The 23,051-nt window shown below is 42.8% G+C and carries 26 protein-coding genes and 1 pseudogene; 15 read left to right on the top strand and 12 right to left on the bottom strand.

What is annotated here, in order from left to right; all coding sequences use genetic code 11:
• Position 1: 1 nt before the first annotated feature.
• From Q4519_RS15725 to Q4519_RS15735, 3 genes are all read left to right on the top strand, one after another.
• A complete protein-coding gene (locus Q4519_RS15725) occupies positions 2–1,000 on the top strand; it encodes a glutathione S-transferase family protein (protein WP_303513848.1) in 999 nt (332 codons plus the stop codon).
• The gene (locus Q4519_RS15730) at positions 990–1,760 is read left to right on the top strand and encodes a class III extradiol ring-cleavage dioxygenase (protein ID WP_303513850.1); all 771 of its coding nucleotides are present in this window, start codon (positions 990–992) and stop codon (positions 1,758–1,760) included. Before Q4519_RS15725 ends, Q4519_RS15730 begins: the two co-directional genes overlap by 11 nt.
• 87 nt (positions 1,761–1,847) lie before the next feature.
• Positions 1,848–2,402, top strand: coding sequence for a DUF2058 domain-containing protein (locus Q4519_RS15735; RefSeq protein ID WP_232799525.1), 555 nt, complete (start codon positions 1,848–1,850; stop codon positions 2,400–2,402).
• 54 nt (positions 2,403–2,456) lie between these two features.
• Here Q4519_RS15735 and Q4519_RS15740 read toward each other — a convergent pair whose 3' ends face one another.
• Together Q4519_RS15740 and Q4519_RS15745 are read right to left on the bottom strand one after the other, a co-directional pair.
• The gene (locus Q4519_RS15740) at positions 2,457–3,623 is read right to left on the bottom strand and encodes a PilT/PilU family type 4a pilus ATPase (RefSeq protein WP_232799526.1); all 1,167 of its coding nucleotides are present in this window, start codon (positions 3,621–3,623) and stop codon (positions 2,457–2,459) included.
• A gap of 51 nt (positions 3,624–3,674) precedes the next feature.
• A complete protein-coding gene (locus Q4519_RS15745; protein ID WP_232799527.1) occupies positions 3,675–4,562 on the bottom strand; it encodes a hypothetical protein in 888 nt (295 codons plus the stop codon).
• Between the two features lie 227 nt (positions 4,563–4,789).
• On the opposite strand from Q4519_RS15745, the gene pdsR reads away from it, so the two are divergent.
• From pdsR to Q4519_RS15765, 4 genes are all read left to right on the top strand, one after another.
• Entirely contained in the window at positions 4,790–5,488 is a 699-nt protein-coding gene (gene pdsR, locus Q4519_RS15750; RefSeq protein ID WP_232799528.1) for a proteobacterial dedicated sortase system response regulator, read from the top strand.
• A complete protein-coding gene (locus Q4519_RS15755) occupies positions 5,485–7,494 on the top strand; it encodes an ATP-binding protein (protein WP_303513853.1) in 2,010 nt (669 codons plus the stop codon). Before pdsR ends, Q4519_RS15755 begins: the two co-directional genes overlap by 4 nt.
• A 6-nt stretch (positions 7,495–7,500) precedes the next feature.
• Positions 7,501–8,154 carry a DUF2982 domain-containing protein gene (locus tag Q4519_RS15760; RefSeq protein ID WP_232799530.1) on the top strand — a complete coding sequence of 218 codons (654 nt, stop codon included), beginning with the start codon at positions 7,501–7,503 and terminating at the stop codon, positions 8,152–8,154.
• A 197-nt stretch (positions 8,155–8,351) separates the two neighbouring features.
• Positions 8,352–9,842 carry a diguanylate cyclase gene (locus Q4519_RS15765; protein ID WP_303513858.1) on the top strand — a complete coding sequence of 497 codons (1,491 nt, stop codon included), beginning with the start codon at positions 8,352–8,354 and terminating at the stop codon, positions 9,840–9,842.
• Here the strand turns inward: Q4519_RS15765 and yjjG are convergent.
• The 5 genes from yjjG to Q4519_RS15790 all read right to left on the bottom strand — a co-directional run bounded on the left by yjjG (position 9,839) and on the right by Q4519_RS15790 (position 15,308).
• On the bottom strand, positions 9,839–10,519 hold the full coding sequence (yjjG, locus tag Q4519_RS15770; protein ID WP_303513861.1) for a pyrimidine 5'-nucleotidase: 681 nt from the start codon (positions 10,517–10,519) through the stop codon (positions 9,839–9,841). The two genes, Q4519_RS15765 and yjjG, sit on opposite strands and share 4 nt — an antisense overlap.
• A 5-nt stretch (positions 10,520–10,524) precedes the next feature.
• Positions 10,525–11,067, bottom strand: a complete 543-nt coding sequence (gene yjjX, locus Q4519_RS15775) for an inosine/xanthosine triphosphatase (protein WP_303513864.1) — start codon at positions 11,065–11,067, stop codon at positions 10,525–10,527.
• A gap of 130 nt (positions 11,068–11,197) precedes the next feature.
• Positions 11,198–12,418: a serine/threonine transporter SstT gene (gene sstT, locus Q4519_RS15780; RefSeq protein ID WP_232799533.1), complete on the bottom strand. Its 1,221-nt coding sequence runs from the start codon at positions 12,416–12,418 to the stop codon at positions 11,198–11,200.
• 321 nt (positions 12,419–12,739) lie between these two features.
• Complete coding sequence (locus Q4519_RS15785) at positions 12,740–13,570, bottom strand: DUF2797 domain-containing protein (protein WP_232799757.1); 831 nt, start codon at positions 13,568–13,570, stop codon at positions 12,740–12,742.
• A 148-nt stretch (positions 13,571–13,718) separates the two neighbouring features.
• Entirely contained in the window at positions 13,719–15,308 is a 1,590-nt protein-coding gene (locus tag Q4519_RS15790) for an ABC-F family ATPase (protein WP_232799534.1), read from the bottom strand.
• 262 nt (positions 15,309–15,570) lie between these two features.
• Between Q4519_RS15790 and Q4519_RS15795 the strand changes: the two genes are divergently transcribed.
• The 3 genes and pseudogenes from Q4519_RS15795 to Q4519_RS15805 all read left to right on the top strand — a co-directional run.
• On the top strand, positions 15,571–15,786 hold the full coding sequence (locus Q4519_RS15795; RefSeq protein ID WP_232799535.1) for a TIGR02450 family Trp-rich protein: 216 nt from the start codon (positions 15,571–15,573) through the stop codon (positions 15,784–15,786).
• 57 nt (positions 15,787–15,843) lie between these two features.
• Entirely contained in the window at positions 15,844–16,476 is a 633-nt protein-coding gene (locus Q4519_RS15800; RefSeq protein WP_303513869.1) for a glutathione S-transferase, read from the top strand.
• 92 nt (positions 16,477–16,568) lie between these two features.
• Positions 16,569–16,766, top strand: a pseudogene (locus Q4519_RS15805) (VF530 family DNA-binding protein); the annotation flags it as partial.
• A 121-nt stretch (positions 16,767–16,887) separates the two neighbouring features.
• Here Q4519_RS15805 and Q4519_RS15810 read toward each other — a convergent pair.
• Positions 16,888–17,019, bottom strand: coding sequence for a hypothetical protein (locus Q4519_RS15810; RefSeq protein ID WP_303513871.1), 132 nt, complete (start codon positions 17,017–17,019; stop codon positions 16,888–16,890).
• Positions 17,020–17,055: 36 nt separating this feature from the next.
• Positions 17,056–17,931 carry a LysR family transcriptional regulator gene (locus Q4519_RS15815; RefSeq protein ID WP_303513873.1) on the bottom strand — a complete coding sequence of 292 codons (876 nt, stop codon included), beginning with the start codon at positions 17,929–17,931 and terminating at the stop codon, positions 17,056–17,058.
• A 106-nt stretch (positions 17,932–18,037) separates the two neighbouring features.
• Between Q4519_RS15815 and Q4519_RS15820 the strand changes: the two genes are divergently transcribed.
• Positions 18,038–18,484 (top strand): DoxX family protein, encoded by a 447-nt coding sequence (locus Q4519_RS15820; protein ID WP_303513875.1) that lies wholly within the window; start codon positions 18,038–18,040, stop codon positions 18,482–18,484.
• Positions 18,485–18,519: 35 nt separating this feature from the next.
• Positions 18,520–19,152, top strand: a complete 633-nt coding sequence (locus tag Q4519_RS15825; protein WP_303513876.1) for a glutathione S-transferase family protein — start codon at positions 18,520–18,522, stop codon at positions 19,150–19,152.
• 119 nt (positions 19,153–19,271) lie between these two features.
• Here Q4519_RS15825 and Q4519_RS15830 read toward each other — a convergent pair whose 3' ends face one another.
• Together Q4519_RS15830 and Q4519_RS15835 are read right to left on the bottom strand one after the other, a co-directional pair.
• Positions 19,272–19,469, bottom strand: a complete 198-nt coding sequence (locus Q4519_RS15830; RefSeq protein ID WP_303513940.1) for a cysteine-rich CWC family protein — start codon at positions 19,467–19,469, stop codon at positions 19,272–19,274.
• 201 nt (positions 19,470–19,670) lie between these two features.
• The gene (locus tag Q4519_RS15835) at positions 19,671–20,057 is read right to left on the bottom strand and encodes a hypothetical protein (RefSeq protein WP_303513878.1); all 387 of its coding nucleotides are present in this window, start codon (positions 20,055–20,057) and stop codon (positions 19,671–19,673) included.
• Positions 20,058–20,470: 413 nt separating this feature from the next.
• On the opposite strand from Q4519_RS15835, the gene Q4519_RS15840 reads away from it, so the two are divergent.
• From Q4519_RS15840 to Q4519_RS15850, 3 genes are all read left to right on the top strand, one after another.
• Positions 20,471–20,836, top strand: a complete 366-nt coding sequence (locus tag Q4519_RS15840; protein WP_303513880.1) for a glutaredoxin — start codon at positions 20,471–20,473, stop codon at positions 20,834–20,836.
• Positions 20,837–20,941: 105 nt separating this feature from the next.
• A complete protein-coding gene (locus tag Q4519_RS15845) occupies positions 20,942–21,337 on the top strand; it encodes a DUF2750 domain-containing protein (RefSeq protein WP_232799539.1) in 396 nt (131 codons plus the stop codon).
• A gap of 54 nt (positions 21,338–21,391) precedes the next feature.
• The gene (locus tag Q4519_RS15850; RefSeq protein ID WP_232799540.1) at positions 21,392–21,748 is read left to right on the top strand and encodes a YibL family ribosome-associated protein; all 357 of its coding nucleotides are present in this window, start codon (positions 21,392–21,394) and stop codon (positions 21,746–21,748) included.
• Between the two features lie 76 nt (positions 21,749–21,824).
• Here Q4519_RS15850 and Q4519_RS15855 read toward each other — a convergent pair whose 3' ends face one another.
• Entirely contained in the window at positions 21,825–23,003 is a 1,179-nt protein-coding gene (locus tag Q4519_RS15855; RefSeq protein WP_303513882.1) for a benzoate/H(+) symporter BenE family transporter, read from the bottom strand.
• Positions 23,004–23,051: the final 48 nt, after the last annotated feature.

A 23,051-nucleotide genomic window follows, 5' to 3' on the forward strand; every position in this document is an offset into this window, starting at 1 on the left:
CATGTTAGTCAATGGGCATTGGCAAGCGGCTTGGGATCCGTACCAAGAAACAGATGATCAAGGCAACTTTAAGCGGGAGACTGCCAGCTTTAGACATTGGATTACACCTGATGGCTCAGCGGGCCCAACGGGTAATAAAGGGTTTAAGGCAGAAGCCGGTCGTTATCACTTATATGTCGCGTATATTTGTCCGTGGGCGTCGCGTATACTGGCATTAGTCAAACTTAAGCAATTAGAAGATGTTATATCCATCAGTGTGGTCGAGCCATATTTAACCGACTTTGGCTGGTGCTTTGCTGGTGTTGAATCACGCCATGTTAGTGGTGCCACTGAAGACCATTTGCACCAAAAACCATACTTATATCAACTCTATTTACTCGCAGAGCCTATGATGACGGGCCGTGCAACAGTGCCCGTATTATGGGATAAAAAGCAAAACACCATAGTCAACAATGAGTCTGCTGACATTCTGACAATGCTGGATAACGCCTTTACCCCCTGGGCAAAAAATAAAACAAATTTACGTCCTATTGAACAATTAGATCAGCTGAACCAGCTTAATGAATATTTATATACCGAGTTAAATAACGGTGTTTACCGAGCAGGTTTTGCCCAATCGCAGCAAGCCTATGAAGCGGCGGTTGATGACGTATTTCATGCCCTTGAAGTGCTAGAAAACAGACTCTCTGATGGTCGATTATTTCTACTTGGCCAGCATTTAACAGAAGCTGATATACGGCTATTTGTCACACTCGTTCGATTTGACTGTGTCTATCATGACTTATTCAAATGCAATATTAAACCAATCCGAGACTACATCTGGTTAAGTCACTATTTATCCCGTTTATTATACGATCATGAACTAGGGGAAACAGTGCACTTTGATCATATCAAGCAAGGCTATTACTCAGTTAAAGCATTAAATCCAAATGGTGTCGTTCCAAGTGGGCCAATCACGAACATAATCGTAAACAAGGTGAAAAAAAACCATGACCACTAAAATAGCGCCCGCTTTTTTTCTTTCGCATGGTTCGCCAATGCGTGTGATTGAGCAAAGTGCGGCCAATTCTTTTTTAAGAGCGCTAAGTCATAACATAGCTATACCTAAAGCGATTGTGATTGTATCACCCCACTGGGAAACGCAGGGAGTAGCTTTTACCCAGCAGGATAATTTAGCGACCATACATGATTTTTGGGGGTTTCCACCTCAGTTAAGTGAAATTATTTACCCTGCACAGTCAAATCATGAGTTACAACAACACCTTTCAAATTGCCTGACGGCGAAAAATATTAGCCACAGAGGTATAGCTAGAGGGCTAGATCACGGTGCATGGTCCGTTTTATACCTCATGTACCCAAACGCAGATATTCCTACTGTCGGCCTAAGCCTGCCAAAAAACTTCAGTTTAAAACAGTTACATCAATTAGGGGAGGCATTAATACCGCTTAGAAAACAAGGAATTATGATTATTACAACCGGTATGGTTACCCATAATTTATCCGAATTTTCAACATCAGGCGAGCCCAGTGAATGGGCCAAATTATTTAGCCAATGGCTGAAAGAAAAAGTGAGCAAAAACGACATAGCAAGCTTATTGCAATATCGCAGCCTAGCACCAGCCGCGGCTTTATCACATCCAACAGATGAACACTTACGCCCATTGTTTATTGCACTCGGCGCAGGAGCCGGAAATAAAGCTTCATTGATCCATGAATCGTGGGAGTTGAAAAATGGCAACAACACCAGTTGGCAATGGTAATAATAACGGCACATAAGTTTCCATTCGCCTTTCAACTGAAACACGGTAAAATATCATTAAGTTTTGTTTCATTGTGGATTTACCCTTATGTCATCCTTAGCAGATCAGTTATTAAAATCAGGCCTAGTGTCTAAACAGGCCGCGCGTAATGCTCAGTCTGAAAAGCGTAAAAAAAATAAGCAAAAAAAGAAAAAAGGCACAATAGAAAAGACCGAGGTACAGCTTGAAGTTGAGAAGGCTGCCCTAGAACAAAAGCTCAAGGACGACGCCCTTAACGAGCAAAAAAGAGTCGCGGCAGCAGCTAAAGAGCAACAAGAGCGCGTAAAACAAATTATTTTACGTAACGCCTTGAAAGACACTGAAGGTGAAATTGAATATAAATTTACCTTTGAAAATGTAATTAAAAAGCTATGGGTAACCCCTAAATTGCAACAAGATCTCATTAAGGGTCTGCTAGCAGTTGTAACAGTAGACGAACGCTTTTATATCGTACTGGATCAAGTCGCTCAGCGCTTGAATACTATTGACGAAAGTGCGGTAGTATTACTGCATGAGAAAAGCGCAGCAACCCAAGCGCAAATTGATGAAGAAGTGGATGACCCTTATGCAGGTTATGAAATTCCTGATGATCTGATGTGGTAATGCCATAAGCATTTTTGCGATGGGTCCAGGCTTACCTTGGACCCATCGAAAAGTCTATAAATCCGGCTCTTCCGGATCGTCCATCGGCTCTAAACTCAGCGATAAACCCGATGACGTCGTCATGGTTTCTCCGTCTGATGTATTACTCTCCTCGCCTTGGCCTTTGTGATACAACTTAAAACGCAAACGTAAGTTGTTTGGTGAATCGGAATATTTAATCGCTTCTTCTTCAGTAATACGTCCTTCAATTGTTAAGTCAAACAAAGCCATATCAAAGGTTTTCATGCCTAGCTCTTTTGATTTTTCCATCACTTCTTTAAGTAAACTAAAATCGCCGCGCCTAACCATGTCACGCACAGTTGGACTGCCTAGCATCACTTCAACCGCCGCGCAACGTTTCCCATCAACAGTCGGCACTAAGCGTTGTGACACAAAGGCACGTAAATTGTTACCTAAATCATTAAGTAGTTGTGGACGGCGCTCTTCTGGGAAGAAGTTAATAATACGATCCAATGCTTGGTTGGCGTTATTAGCGTGAAGGGTCGAAATAGCTAAATGACCTGTTTCAGCAAAGGCTAATGCATGCTCCATGGTTTCGCGATCGCGGATCTCGCCAATAAGGATCACATCGGGAGCTTGGCGCAGGGTATTTTTGAGCGCGGCATGAAAGCTTCGCGTGTCTACCCCTACTTCACGCTGGTTAATAATGCTTTTTTTATGCTGGTGAACATATTCAATCGGATCTTCAATGGTGATGATATGACCACCTTGAGTATTATTACGATGGTCAATTAAGGCCGCGAGAGATGTCGACTTACCCGATCCTGTACCGCCGACAAATAACACTAAGCCCGTTTTGGTTAAAATCACCTCTTTTAGCACTTCTGGCAGCTTAAGATCCTCAAACCGAGGAATATCCATTTTGATGTTACGGGCAACAATTGATATTTCATTACGCTGCTTGAAAATGTTAACACGAAAGCGCCCTACACCATGAATAGACAAAGCCAAATTCATTTCAAGCTCTTGATCAAAAATAATTTTTTGTTCGCCATCCATAATAGAATAGGCTATTTCTTCTATTTGACCTGGCTCAAAGCGCGTTTTATCAATGGGTTTTAATACACCTTGAAACTTGCCACAAGCGGGCGCACCGGTAGATAGGTAAAGATCGGAACCATCGTTATTCGCTAAGATTTTTAGCATTTGTTCAAACTGCATTGCTTACTCCAAGCCCTACAACAAAATGGGCTAACTAGGTTAAATAATTAATTATCGAGCTTGCCCAGCATTTTTGATTAAAGGATCAAACTGGGCTTTAAAATGGGTCATAGCTTGTTCAGTGGCCCGAGTGAGCTGCGGATTTTTTAGCTCAATCATATTACGTTCTGTTAGGTTTAACTGAGTTAATGATAAGCCAAATTGAGCTTCAAACATCTTATGGTAATCACCTGAATCATAAACTTTTTGCAAACCTAATGACAATCGTTCAGCCAACCGCGGGTTCGCTTTATTGACAAAATAAAATAAGGGAAAGGGGTAATAAATCACAAAATTATTTTCAATCGCCAGCCCCTTATTTGGATGACTGGCTAACTCCTGAACTATTTCATTGGCTCCACGTGAAAAACAATCAAATCTACCCACACTCAGTTGATCAAATAAAATAGCGTATTTGGTACTTTTCCACAGGGTTAAACCGTTAGCTTCCATTATCGAAGTATCAGGCCAATCTTGATGCTGGCCAATCACCAGATGAGAATCAATTAGTTGCCTTAAGCTTGCCAAACCATTAAAACGCGATTGTTTACCATTTTGAATTAAACAAACGCGATAACTCAACAAGGTGCCAGTCACGGGGAACCGCACTGGTATCGCAACACTTTCGCGAAACTTATTGGGCCCAAAAACGGCAATGTCAATGGTCGGTTGCTGCGCTAAATGGCGAATAACACGGCCTTGTTCCATCGCGTCTGTGGCCACCAGCTCATAATCGCCAAACTCACTTTTAGTCACGTCTAACGCTTTAATCAAAAGCTCAGGCACAATGCTATTAGGGTGCGAAAGTAATTGCTCCCACACTACAATTTTTTCTTTCTCAGCCCATGCGTCAACACTAACAATGTAAGCTAAGAGTAAACAACTTCTTAAGAAAACCATATACTTGCCTTAATTCCTTTCGGATAAATTCTGACAGCTAGTGAGCAACCGTCTTTGCCAACAAAACGGTCTTTATTAATATTAGAACGAACCGTCCGAAGAGACCCTAATAACAATTAATTAACGTGATCTTACTGGCAAACTAACAGAATAAAATGTGACTATTTTATTATTAAGCAAAACTGCTAACATGCATACGGTAAATCACTGATAAATAGGAAAAGTGAATGAAGCGCCAGATAGCGTTAGTTGAAGATGAAGCCGCCATCGCAGCCAATTATAAAGCGGCCTTTGAGCGCTTGGGTTTTAACGTTAATATTTATACCACCCGTGCTCAAGCCTTGGATGAGTTTGCCAGTAAAGGCTTGCCCGATTTAGCCATTATTGATGTTGGACTGGCAGATGAGTATGAAGGTGGCTTTGATCTTTGTCGTCAGCTACGAGAACAATCGGCCACCCTGCCGATTATTTTTCTCACCGCAAGAGACAGTGAACTCGATGAAGTATCCGGCTTACGCTTAGGCGCGGATGATTACTTAACTAAAGATATCAGCCTGCCGCAAATGGTCGCACGTGTAAAAGCCCTACTTCGCCGCGTTGATGCGTTGAATAATCAAATAAATTCACCGAGTGATTCACTGACACGGGGCCCGATGCTAATCGACAACTTAACCATGACCATCAGCTGGCAAGGTCAGCCGGTGGAGTTAACACTGACCGAGTTTTGGATCGTACATGCATTAGCGAAATATCCAGGGCAAGTAAAATCAAGACAGCAACTGATGGACGCAGCTAACGTGGTTCAAGATGACAACACCATTACCACACACATCAAGCGGATCAGACAAAAATTCAAATCCCTTGATCAGTCCTTTGATCATATTCGCACCGCTTATGGCATGGGTTATCGCTGGAGCGCGGAGTGAAATTAAAAAAGCAGCTGCTATTTATTTCGATTTTAATGCTAGGGCTACCTTGGGCGGGTTGCCAAAGTATGCAAGAAATAACGCAAGTATTAGCACGTAGCCAAGAAAACCTGTTAGAAAATACACTGAGTGCAGCCAGTTTAGTGTTGAGCAATCAGAATGATGCCATTACACCGCGACATCACAACACCTTAGGCCCAGCAATCTATGCCGTGCCAGCACAAGATCAAATTCAACTTGATGGCTATCAAAATGATTGGCAACAACCCACGCCACCGTTCTATAAATTAGAACAGGGTCAACGCCAACTGAACATAGCTGCCCAGTACAGAGGTGAGCATCTATATTTATGGATCACAACCAGTACCGACCAAAACCGATTTGATCGCCCAGGTCATAGTGAACGAGAGCAATTCAAACTTAAAGGCCTCTCTAATCAGCAACAGATCTCTGAGTACACCTTAAGTACCGCAGGCTCAGGACTGTTTTATTTCTCTAGTTCAGCGAATAGCCAGAACCCGCGTTATAGTCACCTTGGATTTTGGCGTGAAGTGGCACAAGGGGCACAAATAGAAATAAAACTTCCCCTTAACCAATTTAACCGAGGCTTGAGCCTAGACTGGCAAATATACCAAGACAATAGACAAGTATTTAGCCTAGGTACACAAAATACATTTCGGCCTTTATTGCATCAGGACAATAAAATAACTCAAATACTTGCCCCAGTGATCCAACAAGGAATTGAAGTGTACTTGGTAGATCAACAAGGTTGGCTGCTAAGCCAAGTAACAGGAAAGCGCATTAAAAATGACATACCGGGCTTTTGGTTAATGGAGAAGATCTATGCTTGGCTACTCGACACCAGCGCATTACCAGAATGGCGCCCATTATTTGAACGAAGCCAACTGGTCTATCCGCAATTCATTAGTCAATTTCAACAAGCTACTTGGTTTAGAGAAGGATATCGAAGCCACTTATTAATGGTTCAACCATTGCAATTGGATCCAACAACCACCCATTATTTAGTAGCGACTCAGCGCGGAGAGGTGCTTATCCGGTTGGCGGGCTCAGCCTTTAATCGCTTGTTTTTTATTAGCTTACTGGCATTTATCTTTACCGCAGGTGGGCTATTCGCGTATGCCAGTTGGTTAACCTGGCGCATTAATAAATTAAGTGCCAGTGCTTTGCAACAACTGCAACAAGAAGCGGAGTTTACAGGTGAACTGCCATTAAACTCAAGCCAAGATGAACTGGGCAGTTTGTCTCGTAGCTTCAGCCAGCTACTGGCCTTAAAACAACAGCAAACCGATTACCTGAGTAGCTTAGCGGCTAAACTGTCCCATGAAATTAGAACGCCATTAGCAGTGATCCGTTCATCTATTGATAACCTTACCCAAGGACAAAATTTGGATGAAGAACAAATCACCTATATTCAGCGAGCAACCAATGGATGTACTCGTTTAAGTCAAATGATCACGGCGATGAGTGAGGCCAAAAGGCTAGAACAAAGCCTTAACGATTTTGAGTTAGACACTGTCACGATCAATGACATGCTGCAAGAGCTAACTTCTGCTTATCAACATACATGGCCATCACAGGCTTTTATTTTTGTAGATAAAACGAAGAGACAGATAACAGCTGAAATATATCCTGAGCTACTGGTACAGGCGTTGGATAAGCTTATCGACAACGCCATTGACTTTGCTGAGGAAAAGAGTGAGATAGAGTTGATCTTGTCTGACAATGAACTAGATTGGCAAATAGAAGTATATAACCAAGGTAACTCAATACCCGAGAGCATGGCTCGCACTATCTTTGATTCGTTAGTTTCTGTGCGCGCGACTCAATCAGACAAAGCGCACCTAGGCTTAGGTTTGTTTATTGTTAGCATGATAATGAAGCATCATAAAGGCACTTTCAGCGCGAAAAACACGCGACAAGGCGTGGCTTTTTCACTTAACTTCGCCCATTTTAGTCGCCTTATCCCAAAACGTTCAGATAAATAGTGGCATATGATCAAAATTAAACCCGATACCAAGCGTAATGCCTATACCCTAACTTTTGGCAGTATTATTGCGTTAATGTTATTACTGGCGGCCATGCTGACATGGCCCGCCTATTCCCTTAACTTGCTCCTGCTGTTTTTGGCTGCGTTTATTGCCGTTATATTGGGGGTAGCTAAAATACTCGAACCTGAAACCAGTTTAGAGCTAGATCAAACTGGGTTAACTTTTTTCCATGTCAAAGGTCACTTTCATTTAGCCTGGCAGGACATACAACGTTTCGATATTCCTACAGTTGGGGCAAGGGAGCCACTTCATTATCTAGGCATTAAATTACGCCACCCTGAAGCGTTGTTAAACTCTATATCCCCGCGTTTAACCAGCCATTTTATTGTTGAACAGAGGGCATTATTAGTACTGGCAATGCGTTACAACTCTGACTGCCCGAGCTGCGCCAGTGAGCATATGTTCGATGTGCGGGATTATTTAAGCCCTAACAAAACCCGTTATACTGGATTAAATGCAATGCTGGGACATCGTATGGCTCTGCTCAATGAATTACTTGGCTACCACATCTACATCAGCGCTAGCTCATTGGATCGTCCCCTTGAAGATTTTTTACCTTTGATTAGAGAAATGCACCAACAACATCTACACCCATAACTGCAATTTATACTGGTGGGCAAAGTATAAAAAGGACCTATCACGGATTCTCACTTGCTTTTAAAGCATTTTACAACGATACATTAACTACTAATAAACGCTTTATTCGTTACTAAAGTGTCTTGTGAAGTTATGACAGTTGTCATTTTCACTTTGTAATATCAACCCTAAGAGTTATATATGACTAGGAAGCTAACATGTTAACGCAACGAAAAACGATAAAAGTAATCGCGTTCACATTCATTTTTTTTGCTTTTCTAGTGGCATCCTTTTACATCCTGTTTAACAACATACAAAACGCTCAAGCCAGCTGGGAAAACTATATTCATCTTGAGATGGACAAGTCCGCCCATCTCAACCAAGCCATTATTGTTTCTGGATATGGAGGATTTATTCATAACTTTAAAAATGCAGTGATCCGGCGAGATTATAATTACTTAGAAAAATCGGAGTCACAAATAAAACAGACTATCAGTGCCCTTGACCGTTACTTATCACTGACACCGGAGCATATTAATCAGGTATTAGATATTCAATACGTAATTGGCGAATATCAGGCCAAGTTGCCGATACTGAAAGAAATGATCGCCAGCGGTGCTTCGGTCACCGAGATCGATGAAAAAGTAAAGGTTGATGACACGCGAGCAATTGCGGCATTTAGGACCATTTTACACAGTGCAAAAGAGCATCCCTTGGCAATGCTACAAAAAACCGAGCAATCCTACAGCTCAACCACTTACAAACTACTAGTTATATTAAATTTTCTGATCATTGTAAGCAGCATAGCGATCGCTTTCATCTACTACCTTTACAAAAAATTAGCCATTAAGATGACAGAGCGAGAATTAATCATTCAATGTGCGCCTAACGCCATTTTGTCAGCTAATGAAAATGGCATCATCACTACGGCTAACCATGAGGCCATGAAACTGTTTGGCTTTAATGAATCAGGTATAAATAAAATTAGTGTGGATGATCTCGTGCCATCAGATGTGAAGTCAAAGCATCAAGCATTGCGTAATGAATTTCAACAGTCAGACCGAATCAAACCTATGTCACAACGTAATGCTATCTTCCATGGTAAAAAATTAAGTGGCGATCTATTTCCAGCTAAAATTGCCATTGCAACCTATTCCATCGATAACAAGAAACACAGTATCGTAATAATTAATGATCTCACTGAAGAGCTTAAGCATAAAAGTGATGCAACCACGGATCCCCTGACTAAATTAGCTAACCGTCGCGCCATTAATCAGCGTTTGATTCAAGCCCTAGCACAAGAGAAACGTCATCACATTGCCCTGTCCATTTGCCTGTTTGATATTGATCATTTCAAAAGTGTAAATGACCAACACGGCCACCTTGCTGGCGATGAAGTTTTGCAACAAGTAGCACGGGTAATGCAAGAGAATATTCGCGAAGTGGATTTTATTGGTCGTTGGGGCGGTGAAGAGTTTATCGCCATATTAACTGGCACAGGCAAACAAGGAGCCCTAGAGTTTGCCGAAAAAATCCGCAATGAAATTAAACTGCAATCACAAACGAAACGCTTCCCTGTCGCCATCACAATCAGTGCCGGCGTGACCTTATGTGATGGCAATCAGGATATAAAAACAGCCCTAAACAATGCCGATAAGGCATTGTATCGTTCTAAACACAATGGTCGAAATTGTGTCTCTATTGTTTAACTGCATTGGTCGAGTAAAGCTTCTAATTGAGCTAAATTAAATACTTGATGATCGGGCATAATGTTTGCAGCTATATCGGCTTGGTGATGATTGAGCCAGCAGGTTTTAATCCCCGCATTTTGACCACCTAAAATATCAGAATGTAGATTGTCTCCGACCATTAACACCCTTGATTTATCGGGCTCCCCCATCAGTTTCAATGCATGATGGAAAATCGTTGCATCGGGCTTGGCTGTGCCCACCTGCTCAGAAATCACAACAGGCTCGAAAATGCCCTGTAACTGATTATGTTCAAGCCGAGCTTGTTGCATCGCAGTAAAACCGTTTGTGATAATACCCAATTTTACTTTGCCGTGAAGAGAGTTGATAAGCTTGCGCGCGCCCGGTAATAAGGTGCAAACACGGGTCATAATAGCAATAAATTCATCATTAAGTTGCTTTGCCGAAACCGATAGTCGTTCAGCCCACACTTCAAAGCGGCGTGTCTGCAGCTCAAACGCATTAATCTCACCATTTTGATAAGCCGTCCACAGCGGCAAGTTAGTTGCTTGGTAACAATTAAAGTCCGCTTGTTCAAACTCATGTCCATATTGATTAAATAAGGTTTTTAGCCCCAAAAAAGCATCAAAGTGAAACAAGGTATCGTCGGCATCAAACAAAATCCAATCATATTGCATCATCGTTATCCTTGGTAAAGCGGCGCATTAATAAAAGGTGCCATGGCCAACAAACAACCTTGCTCATAAATACTGCCACGGCTGGCTTGATGTTGTGTTAACAGCGCAATGGCGCCGCCTTTTTGCTTAATATTGTCAGTATTGAATAGACGATCCATCACGTGCCCTAGTTCTTCGCCAGCTACTAAAGCTTGGTAGATCATATGTGGTAACGGTAATTGCGCCGTGCGACCGACAGACTGAAGTCCGCGATGCGCTATCACTATGTAAGCAAATGTCGCAGGGCCGTCAACAAAGTTGTCTACACCGCCTTCAATTGCCACATAAAAGTCAGCATCATGGTTGGTCTGACAATACTCAACTCGATTCACCGCGCCCAAACGTGTTTCTGCATCGGTCATGGGTTGGTCAGCCACGAGCGAGGGCGCATCAATCCCTTCACATACTACATCATGATCAGGATATAAACGCTGAATTGACACTTGCGCCGCATTTACTTTCACTGGGTTCTTTGACCCAACGACTACCGTCAGTTTAGATTTACTCATTTCACTCAAACCTATAAAATTTTCTCTATTATACTCAAATTGCCTTTTAACACGCCGCCTTCAGCAAAATAGACACAAATAAAAAGGGCTCTTATGAGCCCTTATGTATTAGCAAATTTATACTGGTCAATTACGCTGACTTATTGGCGTCCGCTTCACACGCAGCCGCCGTGAAAATAACGTCAGTAGAACTGTTTAACGCCGTTTCAGCAGAGTCTTGCACCACACCAATAATAAATCCAACCGCAACCACCTGCATGGCAACTTCATTACTAATACCAAATAAGCTACACGCTAATGGAATAAGCAGTAATGAACCGCCAGCAACACCTGACGCACCGCAAGCAGACACTGCAGCTAGCACACTTAACAATAACGCTGTCATCAGGTCAACTTGAATGCCTAGGGTGTTCACCGCCGCAAGAGTTAATACGGTGATGGTGATTGCCGCACCGCCCATATTGATAGTTGCACCTAGTGGGATAGAAACAGAATAGGTATCTTCATGAAGCTTTAAACGGCTACACAATGCCATATTAACTGGAATGTTCGCTGCGCTTGAACGTGTGAAGAAAGCCGTTACACCACTTTCACGTAAACACTTCAATACTAGCGGGTACGGGTTACGTTTTATTTTAACGTAAACTATCAATGGGTTAACAACCAATGCAATAAACAGCATGGCACCTAGTAGCACCGCCAGCAGTTGGGCATAACCAGCGATGGCAGCAAAACCAGTTTGCGCAAAGGTGCCTGCCACTAAACCAAAAATACCAAACGGCGCTAAACGAATAATAAAGCGCACGATACTTGACACGCCGTGGCTGACATCAAGAAACACTTGCTTAGTCGCCGTTGTTGCGTGATGAAGAGCTAAACCTAAGCCCACACCCCAAGCTAGAATGCCGATATAGTTACCCGTTAGCAGCGCATTAACTGGGTTATCCACTAATTTGAATAGCAAAGTATGTAACACTTCACCAATACCTTGTGGCGGATTACTTCCTTCAACACCACCCGCTAAAACGAGCGTCGTTGGAAAAGCAAAACTAAATAACACGGCTGTCAGTGCCGCAGCTAAGGTACCCATTAAATAAAGCATGATGATTGGTTTCATGCTGGTATGGGCATTTTTCTTTTGGTTAGCAATTGAGGCAGCCACCAAAACAAATACCAATACCGGTGCTACCGCTTTCAAGGCGCCGACAAATAAATCGCCCAAAAATGCTACGTCCATTGCCGCACTTTTTGAAAAGCTAGCAACGGCCACCCCCGCTAAAATCCCTATTATTATTTGCAGTACTAAACTGCCATTTGCCAGCTTGGCAAACAGTGATGTTTGTTGATTCATGCTCTCGCCTATTATGTTTGTTTTTTATTCAACTGCATAAACAGTCGTTAGTTTTATATATTGCACTTGCAGTGGTGTTTTTAACTAATGGGAATAAAAATGGCAAGAATTAGGAAAAGAGATAGTTAATAAATATGATCTACGCCCATATCGACAATCAAATATGTTGATTTAACGCATAGAATTAAACGAAATGACTAAATCCATAAAAACAACTGACATTATTTTTATTTTATGTCGAAAATATAATCAACGCAGATAGTAAACAGCCCATGAGAAAATAGTCTATTCCTCATGGGCTTTATTAAATGAGTGCAAAGACTAAGCTAAGTCAACACTGAGCTCATAACTTCCATACTTACGCATATTAATCACGCCTGTATCGAAAATAAGGTATTGGCCCTTAATCCCCTGCAGTACTCCACTTACTTCTGGCACTTTATCAAGATTAAAGCTACTAATTTTAGTGGGGTATTCTGTCACCGGAAAATGGATCTCTTGTAATGGCAATTCCACCCGGCTAATCGCATCTTCGCCGTATTGCAGAGTTAGCGCAGCAAGATGGGCTTCAATCTGTGGCAACAGCACCTCGGCTTGTGCCACTAAATCTAAATCATCCGCCTCACCTTTTAATAAGGCGCGCCAATTGGTTTTATCCGCCACCAGCTTGGCTAGCTCGACTTCAACTAAACCTGATAGCAAGCGGTTTTTCACCCGCAAAATGGCCAGTGCTTGTTTTGCACCTTGGTCAATCCAACGTGTTGGTATTTGGCTATGGCGGGTGATCCCTACTTTTAAGCCAGAAGTGTTAGATAAATAAATAAAATGATCGGTCATGCAAAACTGCTCAGCCCACTGCGGCTCACGGCAAGTGCCTTGAGCAAAATGACAAGTTTCGGGCTTCATTATACACATGTCACAACTGGCCAACTTTTTCATGCAAACAAAGCAATGCCCTTGCGAGTAACTTTTCTTGGTTTTTTTGCCACAGCTACTGCAGTAGATATTACCCGTATAGCTAAAAGCGAAGGGTTTTCCAATCAGGGGGTTAAGATGAATCTCTTGTTCGCCTATTGGCAAATAATACTGCACGGCTTTATCGGCTTGAGGGTCGCCTAGCTCGGCGCGCATTTTCTTCAACGTACCTGTGATGATAGTCATGGTCATTGCTCACTATTACTAACTTGCCTAGGGATAAATCATCAAAGAAACCATCTAAGCAATAAAATGAAAAAGCCCCTGATTGGCGATATACCAAGTAGGGGCTAAAAATTGGTTTACGCTTTATTCACAACAAGGTTTATTGAGCACCTTGGCTGCGAAGGTAATCATCGTAGCTACCGTGGAAGTCAACAATGCCTGTTGGCGTTATTTCAATAATACGCGTTGCCAATGATGAAACAAACTCACGATCATGAGAAACAAACATCAAAGTGCCTGGGTAGTTCTCAAGGGCTAAGTTCAAGGCTTCAATGGTTTCCATGTCCATGTGGTTGGTTGGTTCATCCATCAGCAAAATATTTGGTTTTTGCATGATCAGCTTACCAAACAACATACGACCTTGCTCACCACCTGACAGCACTTGTACCGATTTTTTAATGTCGTCTTGCGAAAATAACATACGGCCTAAAATACTGCGCAAGCTTTGCTCGTCGTCACCTGGTGATGACCATTGGCTAACCCAATCAAGTAACAACATATCTTCGCTGAAGTCTTCAGAATGATCTTGCGCGTAGTAACCAATTTGCGCATTTTCAGACCATTTAATGGTACCCGCCGTTGGCGTTAATTCACCCACTAAACACTTAAGCAGCGTGGTTTTACCGATACCGTTTGGACCAATAATGGCAATACGCTCACCCACTTCAACCATTAAATCTAAACCAGAGAACAGCTCTTCATCAAATTGATGACCAAGGCCTTTTACCTCTAGTGCCTGACGGTGCAGCTTCTTCTCTTGCTCAAAACGAATAAACGGACTTTGACGGCTAGAAGGCTTTACTTCGTCTAATTGAATTTTATCAATTTGCTTAGCACGAGACGTGGCTTGTTTAGACTTAGATGCGTTGGCAGAGAAGCGACTAACAAAGGTTTTAAGCTCGGCAATTTGCGCTTTTTTCTTCGCATTATCTGACAGCAAACGTTCACGAGCCTGTGTTGAGGCCGTCATGTATTCATCGTAGTTACCGTGATATAAACGCACTTCGCCGTAATCTAAATCCGCCATGTGAGTACAAACACTGTTTAAGAAATGACGGTCATGGGAAATGATGATCATGGTGCAGTTGCGCTCTTTCAGCACATCTTCTAGCCAACGAATAGTGTTGATATCCAAGTTGTTGGTAGGCTCATCGAGTAACATGATATCCGGGTCGGAAAACAACACTTGCGCCAATAACACACGCAGTTTTAACCCCGGTGGAATTTCACTCATTAAGCCGTAATGAGATTCAACCGGAATGCCTACGCCAATTAAGATTTCACCGGCGCGAGATTCAGCAGTGTAACCGTCCATTTCAGCGTATTCCGCTTCAAGGTCGCCGGCGCGAATACCGTCTTCATCTGTCATTTCAGCTTTTGCATAAATCGCGTCACGCTCAGACTGCACCGCCCAAAGCTCGGTGTGACCCATGATCACAGTATTGATCACGCTAAATTCTTCATAAGCAAATTGGTCTTGCTTTAGCTTACCAATACGCTCGTTCGGCTCTTTTGATACGTTACCTGAAGACGGCTCTAAATCACCGCCCAAAATTTTCATTAAAGTGGACTTACCACAGCCATTGGCCCCAATTAAGCCGTAGCGGTTGCCTTCGCCAAATTTAACATTGACGTTTTCAAACAGTGGCTTTGCGCCAAATTGTATGGTCAGATTTGCAGTTGTAAGCACGTTAATTTCCGATTATCTAAGGTAAATGTAGCCAGATTAGCCCGCGAAAGTGACAGTTCAATCAAGCTATGTAAAATAGCGGCGCATTATGTCATAGATGAGGGGCGGGTTGCATCCTGTTACCAAGAAATATCCCTAAGGTGTCAGAGCAAATACTGTTAAATAGCAGGCATTGAACCATCACAGCCAAAATAGCGTAACTAAGAGTATAAAGTGGGGAGTATAAAGTGGGCCTCCTAAATTGCACTGGATGGAAAAAACAATGAACCAAGTACTGGCGAAAAAACTGTTACACAGTAAATGGACAAAAGTGACACCTGAAAATAAAGAAAAACACTTTGCCATTACCGAAGTGGCATACGATGAAGACGGCAAGGTTATCCATTGCGTGACCCAAGCGGTTTACAGCGCTAATGAATATCCGATCAACTGGCGCGAGTTAAAAGACTCATCAATATGGCGCGTTGGCTGGGTATAAAACCAACGCAAAAGTTATGATAAGCTACTTACCTGTTTGACCAAAAAATCAAAGATAATGACCGCTATTTTATATTCCTTTCGACGTTGCCCTTACGCCATGCGAGCGCGTCTTGCTATTGCGGCAAGCGGCCAGTCTGTCTCTTTACGTGAAATTGAACTAAAACATAAACCTGAGCAAATGTTAGCTATTTCACCTAAGGGCACGGTGCCGGTACTGCTACTGGAAAATGGTGATGTGCTTGAAGAAAGCATCGATATTATGCACTGGGCACTTAGTTTGTCTGATCCCCTTAAGCTACTGCCATCTTCACCCGCACTAATGCAAGGGTGGATCAAACGCAATGATCTCGAGTTTAAAGGCTGGCTCGATAAGTATAAGTACGCCGATCGCTATCCCGAACATGATGAAGCTTACTATCGAGAGCAAGCTTGTCTGTTCATTGCAGAACTTGAACAGCAGCTAAGTCAAACCCACTACATACTCGGTCAACAACTCACCATGACTGATTTAGCCATCGCCCCCTTTATACGTCAGTTTTCAATGGTGGATACGAAATGGTTTGCCAATGCGCCTTACCCTCACCTGCGCAGTTGGCTTGAGCAGTTGATCAACTCTCGTTTGTTTTTAAGTGTGATGAAAAAGTACCCTACTTGGCTTAATAGCCAAGAAAGTTTCAGTTTCCCATAGCACCCATAAAATTAAACTAAACACGCCGTTTATGCATTTCAACGCGCTTGGGTATATAATACCTCCTTTTTTTACCACACTGGGCCTTATACATGACTCAAGCGAACAATCCGCTGCACGGCGTCACCTTAGAAACACTGCTTACCGAAATAGTTGATTACTATGGCTGGGAAGAGCTAGGCGCTAGGATCAACATTCGCTGTTTTACCCACGACCCAAGTATTAAATCAAGCCTTAAATTTTTACGTAAAACGCCATGGGCACGGGCCAAAGTTGAAGCCCTGTATCTAGTGATGATTGAGAAGCCTTGGTAAACAATTGTAACCTCGGACTTCATTGTAAACTTCATTGTTCAAAAAGCGCAGTTTAATGAAAATACGTAAACTGCGTTCGTGTTATCTTGCTGATGCTTCAATGCACTGGCTCGACAAATACACGCTTTCCCCTAACCGCTGGTGGCACTTTATCCACTATCGCCTGCGAAAATGTGATGTTGATTCGCTTCACCGCATAAACGGCAAGTCGATTCAGCTGCTGTTTCACTCGTTTGTTTCATAATGCTTATCTCCAATCATTCCACTAAGTCGCAACAGCCCACTCTTTTGCAAAACAGGTGGTTAAATACCGCATCACCAATTTGATTCTTGCCACATTGCGTAAGTCAGGATGAGTCAACAGCCAGATTTTACTCGGTGGGAGCGCAGGAATACTAAATAACTTGATCAGCTCTGGCCGCGCTTGATCATCGGGTAGCAAGGCTAGGCCGTGACCCGCTTCAGCGAGATAAGACATGGCTGTTAAGTCATCACAGCGAGTTGTAATCCTATCTAGGTAATGCTTATCTTGCCATTTAAAAGCGGGCAAACGGGCCATGTTGCCTGTCGCACCAATCAAGTTATGCTCAGCCAACCCGTCGCAACTCTTCGGCAAAGCCAATTGCCCTTGATACTTGCTACTGGCAAACACACTCCAATTCAAGGTAGCCACCTGCCTGCCAACCAAGTGCTCTGGCGGCGTTGTTGTTGCTCTAATAGCAATGTCCGCCTGGCGATTAGACATATTAAACGCTTGGTTGCTAACCAGCACTTCAATGTGTATTTCTGGATATCGCCGATTAAACGCGGCAATGTATTGGGGTAAATAACGATAAGCAATATTGTTCGGCGCGGTGAGCTTCACCACTCCCTTTGGTTGAATATCTTTGCCAACAAGGTGGCGGTCAATGCTATCAAACGATTCTTCAATGTTTCGCGCAAGCACGAGCAGTTCATGGCCTAATGCCGTCAATTCATAGTGGTTGTTTTTGCGATCAAATAGCTGCCCACCAATCTCCTGCTCAAATGCATTCAAACGCCGAAAAATAGTCGAGTGGTTTACCGCCAATTCAGTAGCCGCACTTGATAAGGAGCCATGACGAACAATCGCCAAAAATACTTTAAGAGAATTCCAATCCAAATTCATTCCTTGCAAATTTGCAATATCAACTTGCACATATTGCTAATTAACTTGCCAAAATGCAATCGCTACTATGTACGCATCTACTTAAACAGGAAATAATACAATGAAAAAACGATTACTTAACTCAGATACTGGCGCTTTTGTGCTGCGACTTTCACTAGGCACAGTGCTGTTGACTCACAGTCTTTACCTAAAATTAATGGTATTCACCCTCGCGGGAACCGCGCAATTTTTTGCCTCTATCGGCTTACCCGAAACACTGGCTTACATCGTGTTCATATTTGAAGTGATCACAGGAACGGCATTGCTATTGGGGTTTAACACCCGACTATTTTCAGCACTGATTATTCCTATTTTACTTGGCTCTACGTGGGCTCACGCGGCAAATGGATGGCTTTTTACTAACACAGGCGGTGGTTGGGAGTACCCGTTATTTCTTACCTTAATGGCGCTGGTTCAACTTAGCCTTGGTGATGGTCGATACGCAATAAGCAGTTACTTTGACAGCAAAATTGGTAATGAAGAGAGAGTACTTGATGAAGCAGCCTAAACTTAAACTCATCGCCCATACATTATGCCCTTTATGTGCAGCGCTCCGTTATTGTGTTGGAGGAGAAGCGCATCCCCTACACTCGGATCGACATAGATCTGGCAAATAAGCCGGATTGGTTTGAGCAATGCTCCCCTATGGGGAAAGTGCCACTGCTACTGGTTGATGAAAAACCAGCATTATTTGAGTCAGCGATCATCTGCGAGTATTTAGATGAAATAACAGCTGCTTCACTACATCCGATGGATAGCTTTGATAAAGCATTACATCGGGCTTGGATTGAATTTGGCACGAGCATATTGGGTAAAATAGCCAACCTCTACAACGCAAAAAGCAAATCTGACTTCGATGTAATACACATTGAAATACAAGAGAAGTTTGGTGCCATTGAGAGTGCAATAGCGGGATTTCCGTATTTTACAGGTGGAGCATTTCACTTGATTGATGCGGTATACGGACCCATTTTTCGATACTTTGACGTATTCGATAGCTTTATAGACCTGCAAACATTTAAAAGTTTGCCAAAATGCAACCAATGGCGCAGTGCATTAGCTAATCGGGATTCTGTTAAAAGTGCGGTATCCGTTGATTACCCTGCACAGTTAACAACATTTTTGCTCCGACGAGTAAGCCACATGTCGCGGCTCCTGTCGCAAGAAAATTTTTAGGTTTAGTTCGTCAACAAGGTATAACCACTGTTAGTAAAACCACCACCAAAGTTCACAAAAGCACAGGGGGGCGCGGTAGACAGCTCATTGCCAAGCCCCATATTGTTACCGCACAATGTTCACTTAACTTGTTTATTTTCTTGATGTTTTAATGCGCACGAACGACAAACGCAAGCCTTGCGTCGTTGCGCAAGCGGGATCTGAGCTAACAAATCTTCGGGAAAGGTAATCGATGGGTCATTACACCAGCATGATTGGCTTATGTCTTTATTACCAAGATTTACACATGCATTCCCTTCACCGCAAATCGGACACACCAAAGGATCAGGGTTTTTATTCGTTTTGTTCAAAATCGCACTCTCAACTTAGCTAAGGTTTAGCTAACAATATCACCTTTAACACTATGATTAGAACAATGAGTAGCACCGCAGCGACACAGCGGCTGGTGCTGAGCGGATATTTCATGGACAAATGGAGTTCACAGGCATGCTACAACCTGTGAATAGATTAAGCAGCTGTTATCCTTTTACTTTATCAATCATATGATTGATAACATGACTGTGCTGTTGCTGAGGACTAAACATCACTATCTCAGCATCCACGCTTACTTTGACATTGTGGCCGGGCGGCCAATAAAAAAGGTCACTCGTGTTAACTACCTCTTCTTTGCCATTGGCATCCGTGGTTGTTAATTGCCCGCGCAAAACATAACCCCAGTGAGGACACTGACACAGGTTGCCATCCAGCCCTTGGAAAAGCGGAGCAGTATCAACGCCAGCCGCTAAACTGAAATACTCACCACTTATTTTCCCTAACCCCGTCGCATCCCCAAAATCCATTTGTTGACGGATCACCGCGCCAGGGATCGCCATCTTGATAACTATGTCTTCTTTGGCTATATGCATGTTTTTTACCCTTGCTTTGTGGGTGCATAAAGATAAATTGAATACCTCCTTACATCCGGTACAACTACTCTTAGTTAGCTCACAGATATCATCAAACAATCAATTTGATGCATCTAAACTAAGGCGGATTAAATGGTGAAAGCGGAGCACCTGGCACCCTATTGGTGGCTGCCCACTTGATCACACAGCCTAAACCATTTCATAAAGTATGGCATGCCTCGCTCTTTAGCAGCATATTATTCCGCTATATTTTTTAACCTCAGCGATGTCTGTCTCTTCATTGGCCCTTTAATCAGCTAGGACTAATAGGTATTCATTTTCATTAATCTAAGCTTCATTGGCTAATGCGTTTATTCTTATTTGTGGTACTATCGCGCGCTCTCAATTCTCAACAGTAATTAGGATGTAGGTTGATGAAAATTGTCCGTTGGATTTTAGGTCGCATTATCTTGCTTTTAAACGCTATTTTTACGCCAAAAGGCGTTAAACGCAGCCCAGTAGCGCAAACAGAAATTGATAGTCGCACAGCCAAAATGTCTTTGTATCAATTTAATGCTTGTCCATTTTGCGTCAAAGTTCGCCGCCAAATGAAGCGATTGTCAGTGAATATTGAATGTCGTGATGCGCAAAACGACCCACAACATAAAGCCGACTTGTTAGCTGGTGGTGGCCGCGTTAAAGTGCCTTGCCTACGCATTGATGAAAAAGGTGAAACGCGATGGCTGTATGAATCGTCAGATATTGTTGATTACCTAAACAAAGAGTTTGCGACAAAATAAGCCCAAATTGGTTTAAATCAGGTTATAATCTGCCCATCAATACCCCAGTATATTTTAAAGCAAAATGCCATGGTTTTTGCTTTCTAACCAGCACAGGAATTCTTTATGTCTTTAGATCCAACCCAACTAGCTAATATCGAAGCCTACGACGTGGAAAGACGCTTTCAATACCTCGTCAAAGAAGCGGTCAAGCAAGAAGAGCTTTGGATCCTAACCGACGAGCACGGTTGTGTCATGCTTAACACCGATGACGAAGACTGTGTACCTGTGTGGCCAAATAAAGAGTTTGCAGAAGCTTGGGCCACCGGTGATTGGGACCATTGTAAGGCAGAGGCTATTCCCCTTAAAACTTGGCAATCTCGCTGGACTCCTGGCTTAGAAGACGATCAACTGGCGGTGGTTATTTTCCCTAAAACCGATGAAGATGGCTTAGTGATCACACCCGATGAACTTGACTTTGAACTAAGCCAGCAACAACAGAAATTACGCAAAAAGCGCTAAGTTGATATTGAATAATCACCCGCTTTTCGCTCTATAGAATAAACAGGTAACAAAATGAATTTTACAAAGCAGATACAAGACTTTAATAACAAGTTAGACAAGTTTAAACGTAAACTTAGCGCGGCCTATGAGCGAAAAGATGAAGCCATGATCAAACATTTCAACCAAGAAATTGCCAAGGTTGAAAAGTTATTAAAGGCTGCTAAAGGCAAGCAAACCTACGAGATTGGCAATAAAGGCTCTGCCGTACTTAAAATGCCATTTAAACGTGTGCTAACCAAACAAGAGCAAGCCGATATGGGCGCATTAAAAAAGTCAGTTAAAGGCTTGATTGTGGTACATCCTATGACGGCTCTAGGACGTGATTTAGGCGTTAAAGAAGTAACAGGTTACGCACCTAAGCCTTTCTAAAAAATGCGTTTAATTCTTTTTAATAAGGAGCATTTATTGCTCCTTATTAATATTAGCCTGTTGCCTCTGATTTTGATTATGCGACAGCCATCCTTTTTTGTTGCAACCAGTAGCAAATCATCCCCAGCAATAATCCCCAAAATGCACTGGCAATCCCCAATAAGTTAATGCCAGACGCCGTTAATAAAAACGCCATTAATGCAGGCTCTTTATCAGTGGAATCCACCAGCGCATTCATTAAACAGCGGCACAAAGTTGGCATTAAAGCTAAACCTGCTAAGGTCATGACCACCGCACTCGGAACAAGCGTAAACAGCGATACAAAGCTGGCTGCAAATACCCCGGCTAACAAATAAAATACGCCCATTGCGATAGCTGCTAAATAGCGTAATTTGGGGTCTTTATCCGCATTGTCACTCATACAAATCGCCCCTGTGAGTGCTGCTAGATTAAATGCAAACCCACCTAAAGGAGCCAGTATTAAACCAGTTAGTCCGGTTACAGTGATAATACGCGATGCATTAACCTGATATCCATTGGCCTTTAATACCGCAAACCCTGGCAAATTTTGCGATGCCATGGTAACAATGAATAAAGGGATGCCAACACTAACTAGAGTGAGCCATTGAAAGTCAGGGCTGATAAACGTTGGCGTTGATAGGCCAAATTCCATCATTGAAGTATCTAATTTACCCGTTAGCGCACTGAGCAAAATTGCAATTCCCAAGATCCCAGGGATCAAATAATGCCCCCAGTGAACCTTTGCGATGATATAAACCGCAAGCATGACTACCACTAGCAGCCATTCATCGAGTAACGCTGTAAATATCCCCAGCCCAAATTGCAACAACACCCCAGCTAACATGGCCGATGCGATGGCGGTTGGGATTTGCGATAAAAGTTTATCAAACCAGCCTAACAAGCCTAACAAGCCTAACAAGCCTACCAAAGTGATCAATGCCGAGCAAAGCATAAAAGCCGCCACCGCTTGCCCAACTGTCACATCTTGTAATGAGGTCACTAATAGCGCAGCCCCGGGCGTTGACCAAGCAGTAACAATTGGCTGTTTAAAATGCCATGACAAACTAATAGTCGATACGCCCATACCGATGCCTAAGGCCCAAAACCATGAAGTGATCTGCTCCTGGGAGGCGCCAGCACTGGTTGCTGCTTGGAAAATAATGGCTGCTGCACTGGCATAACCAATAAAAACGGCAATAAATCCGGTACTAATGTGTGAAAATTTAATCTTCATCCTTTCTCCATTACTGTTTGTGCGTTATAACATACAAACAACATAACA

Origin of the sequence: Motilimonas sp. 1_MG-2023 (genome assembly GCF_030547455.1) — a bacterium.
Classification (GTDB): Bacteria; Pseudomonadota; Gammaproteobacteria; order Enterobacterales; family CBDFNC01; genus Motilimonas.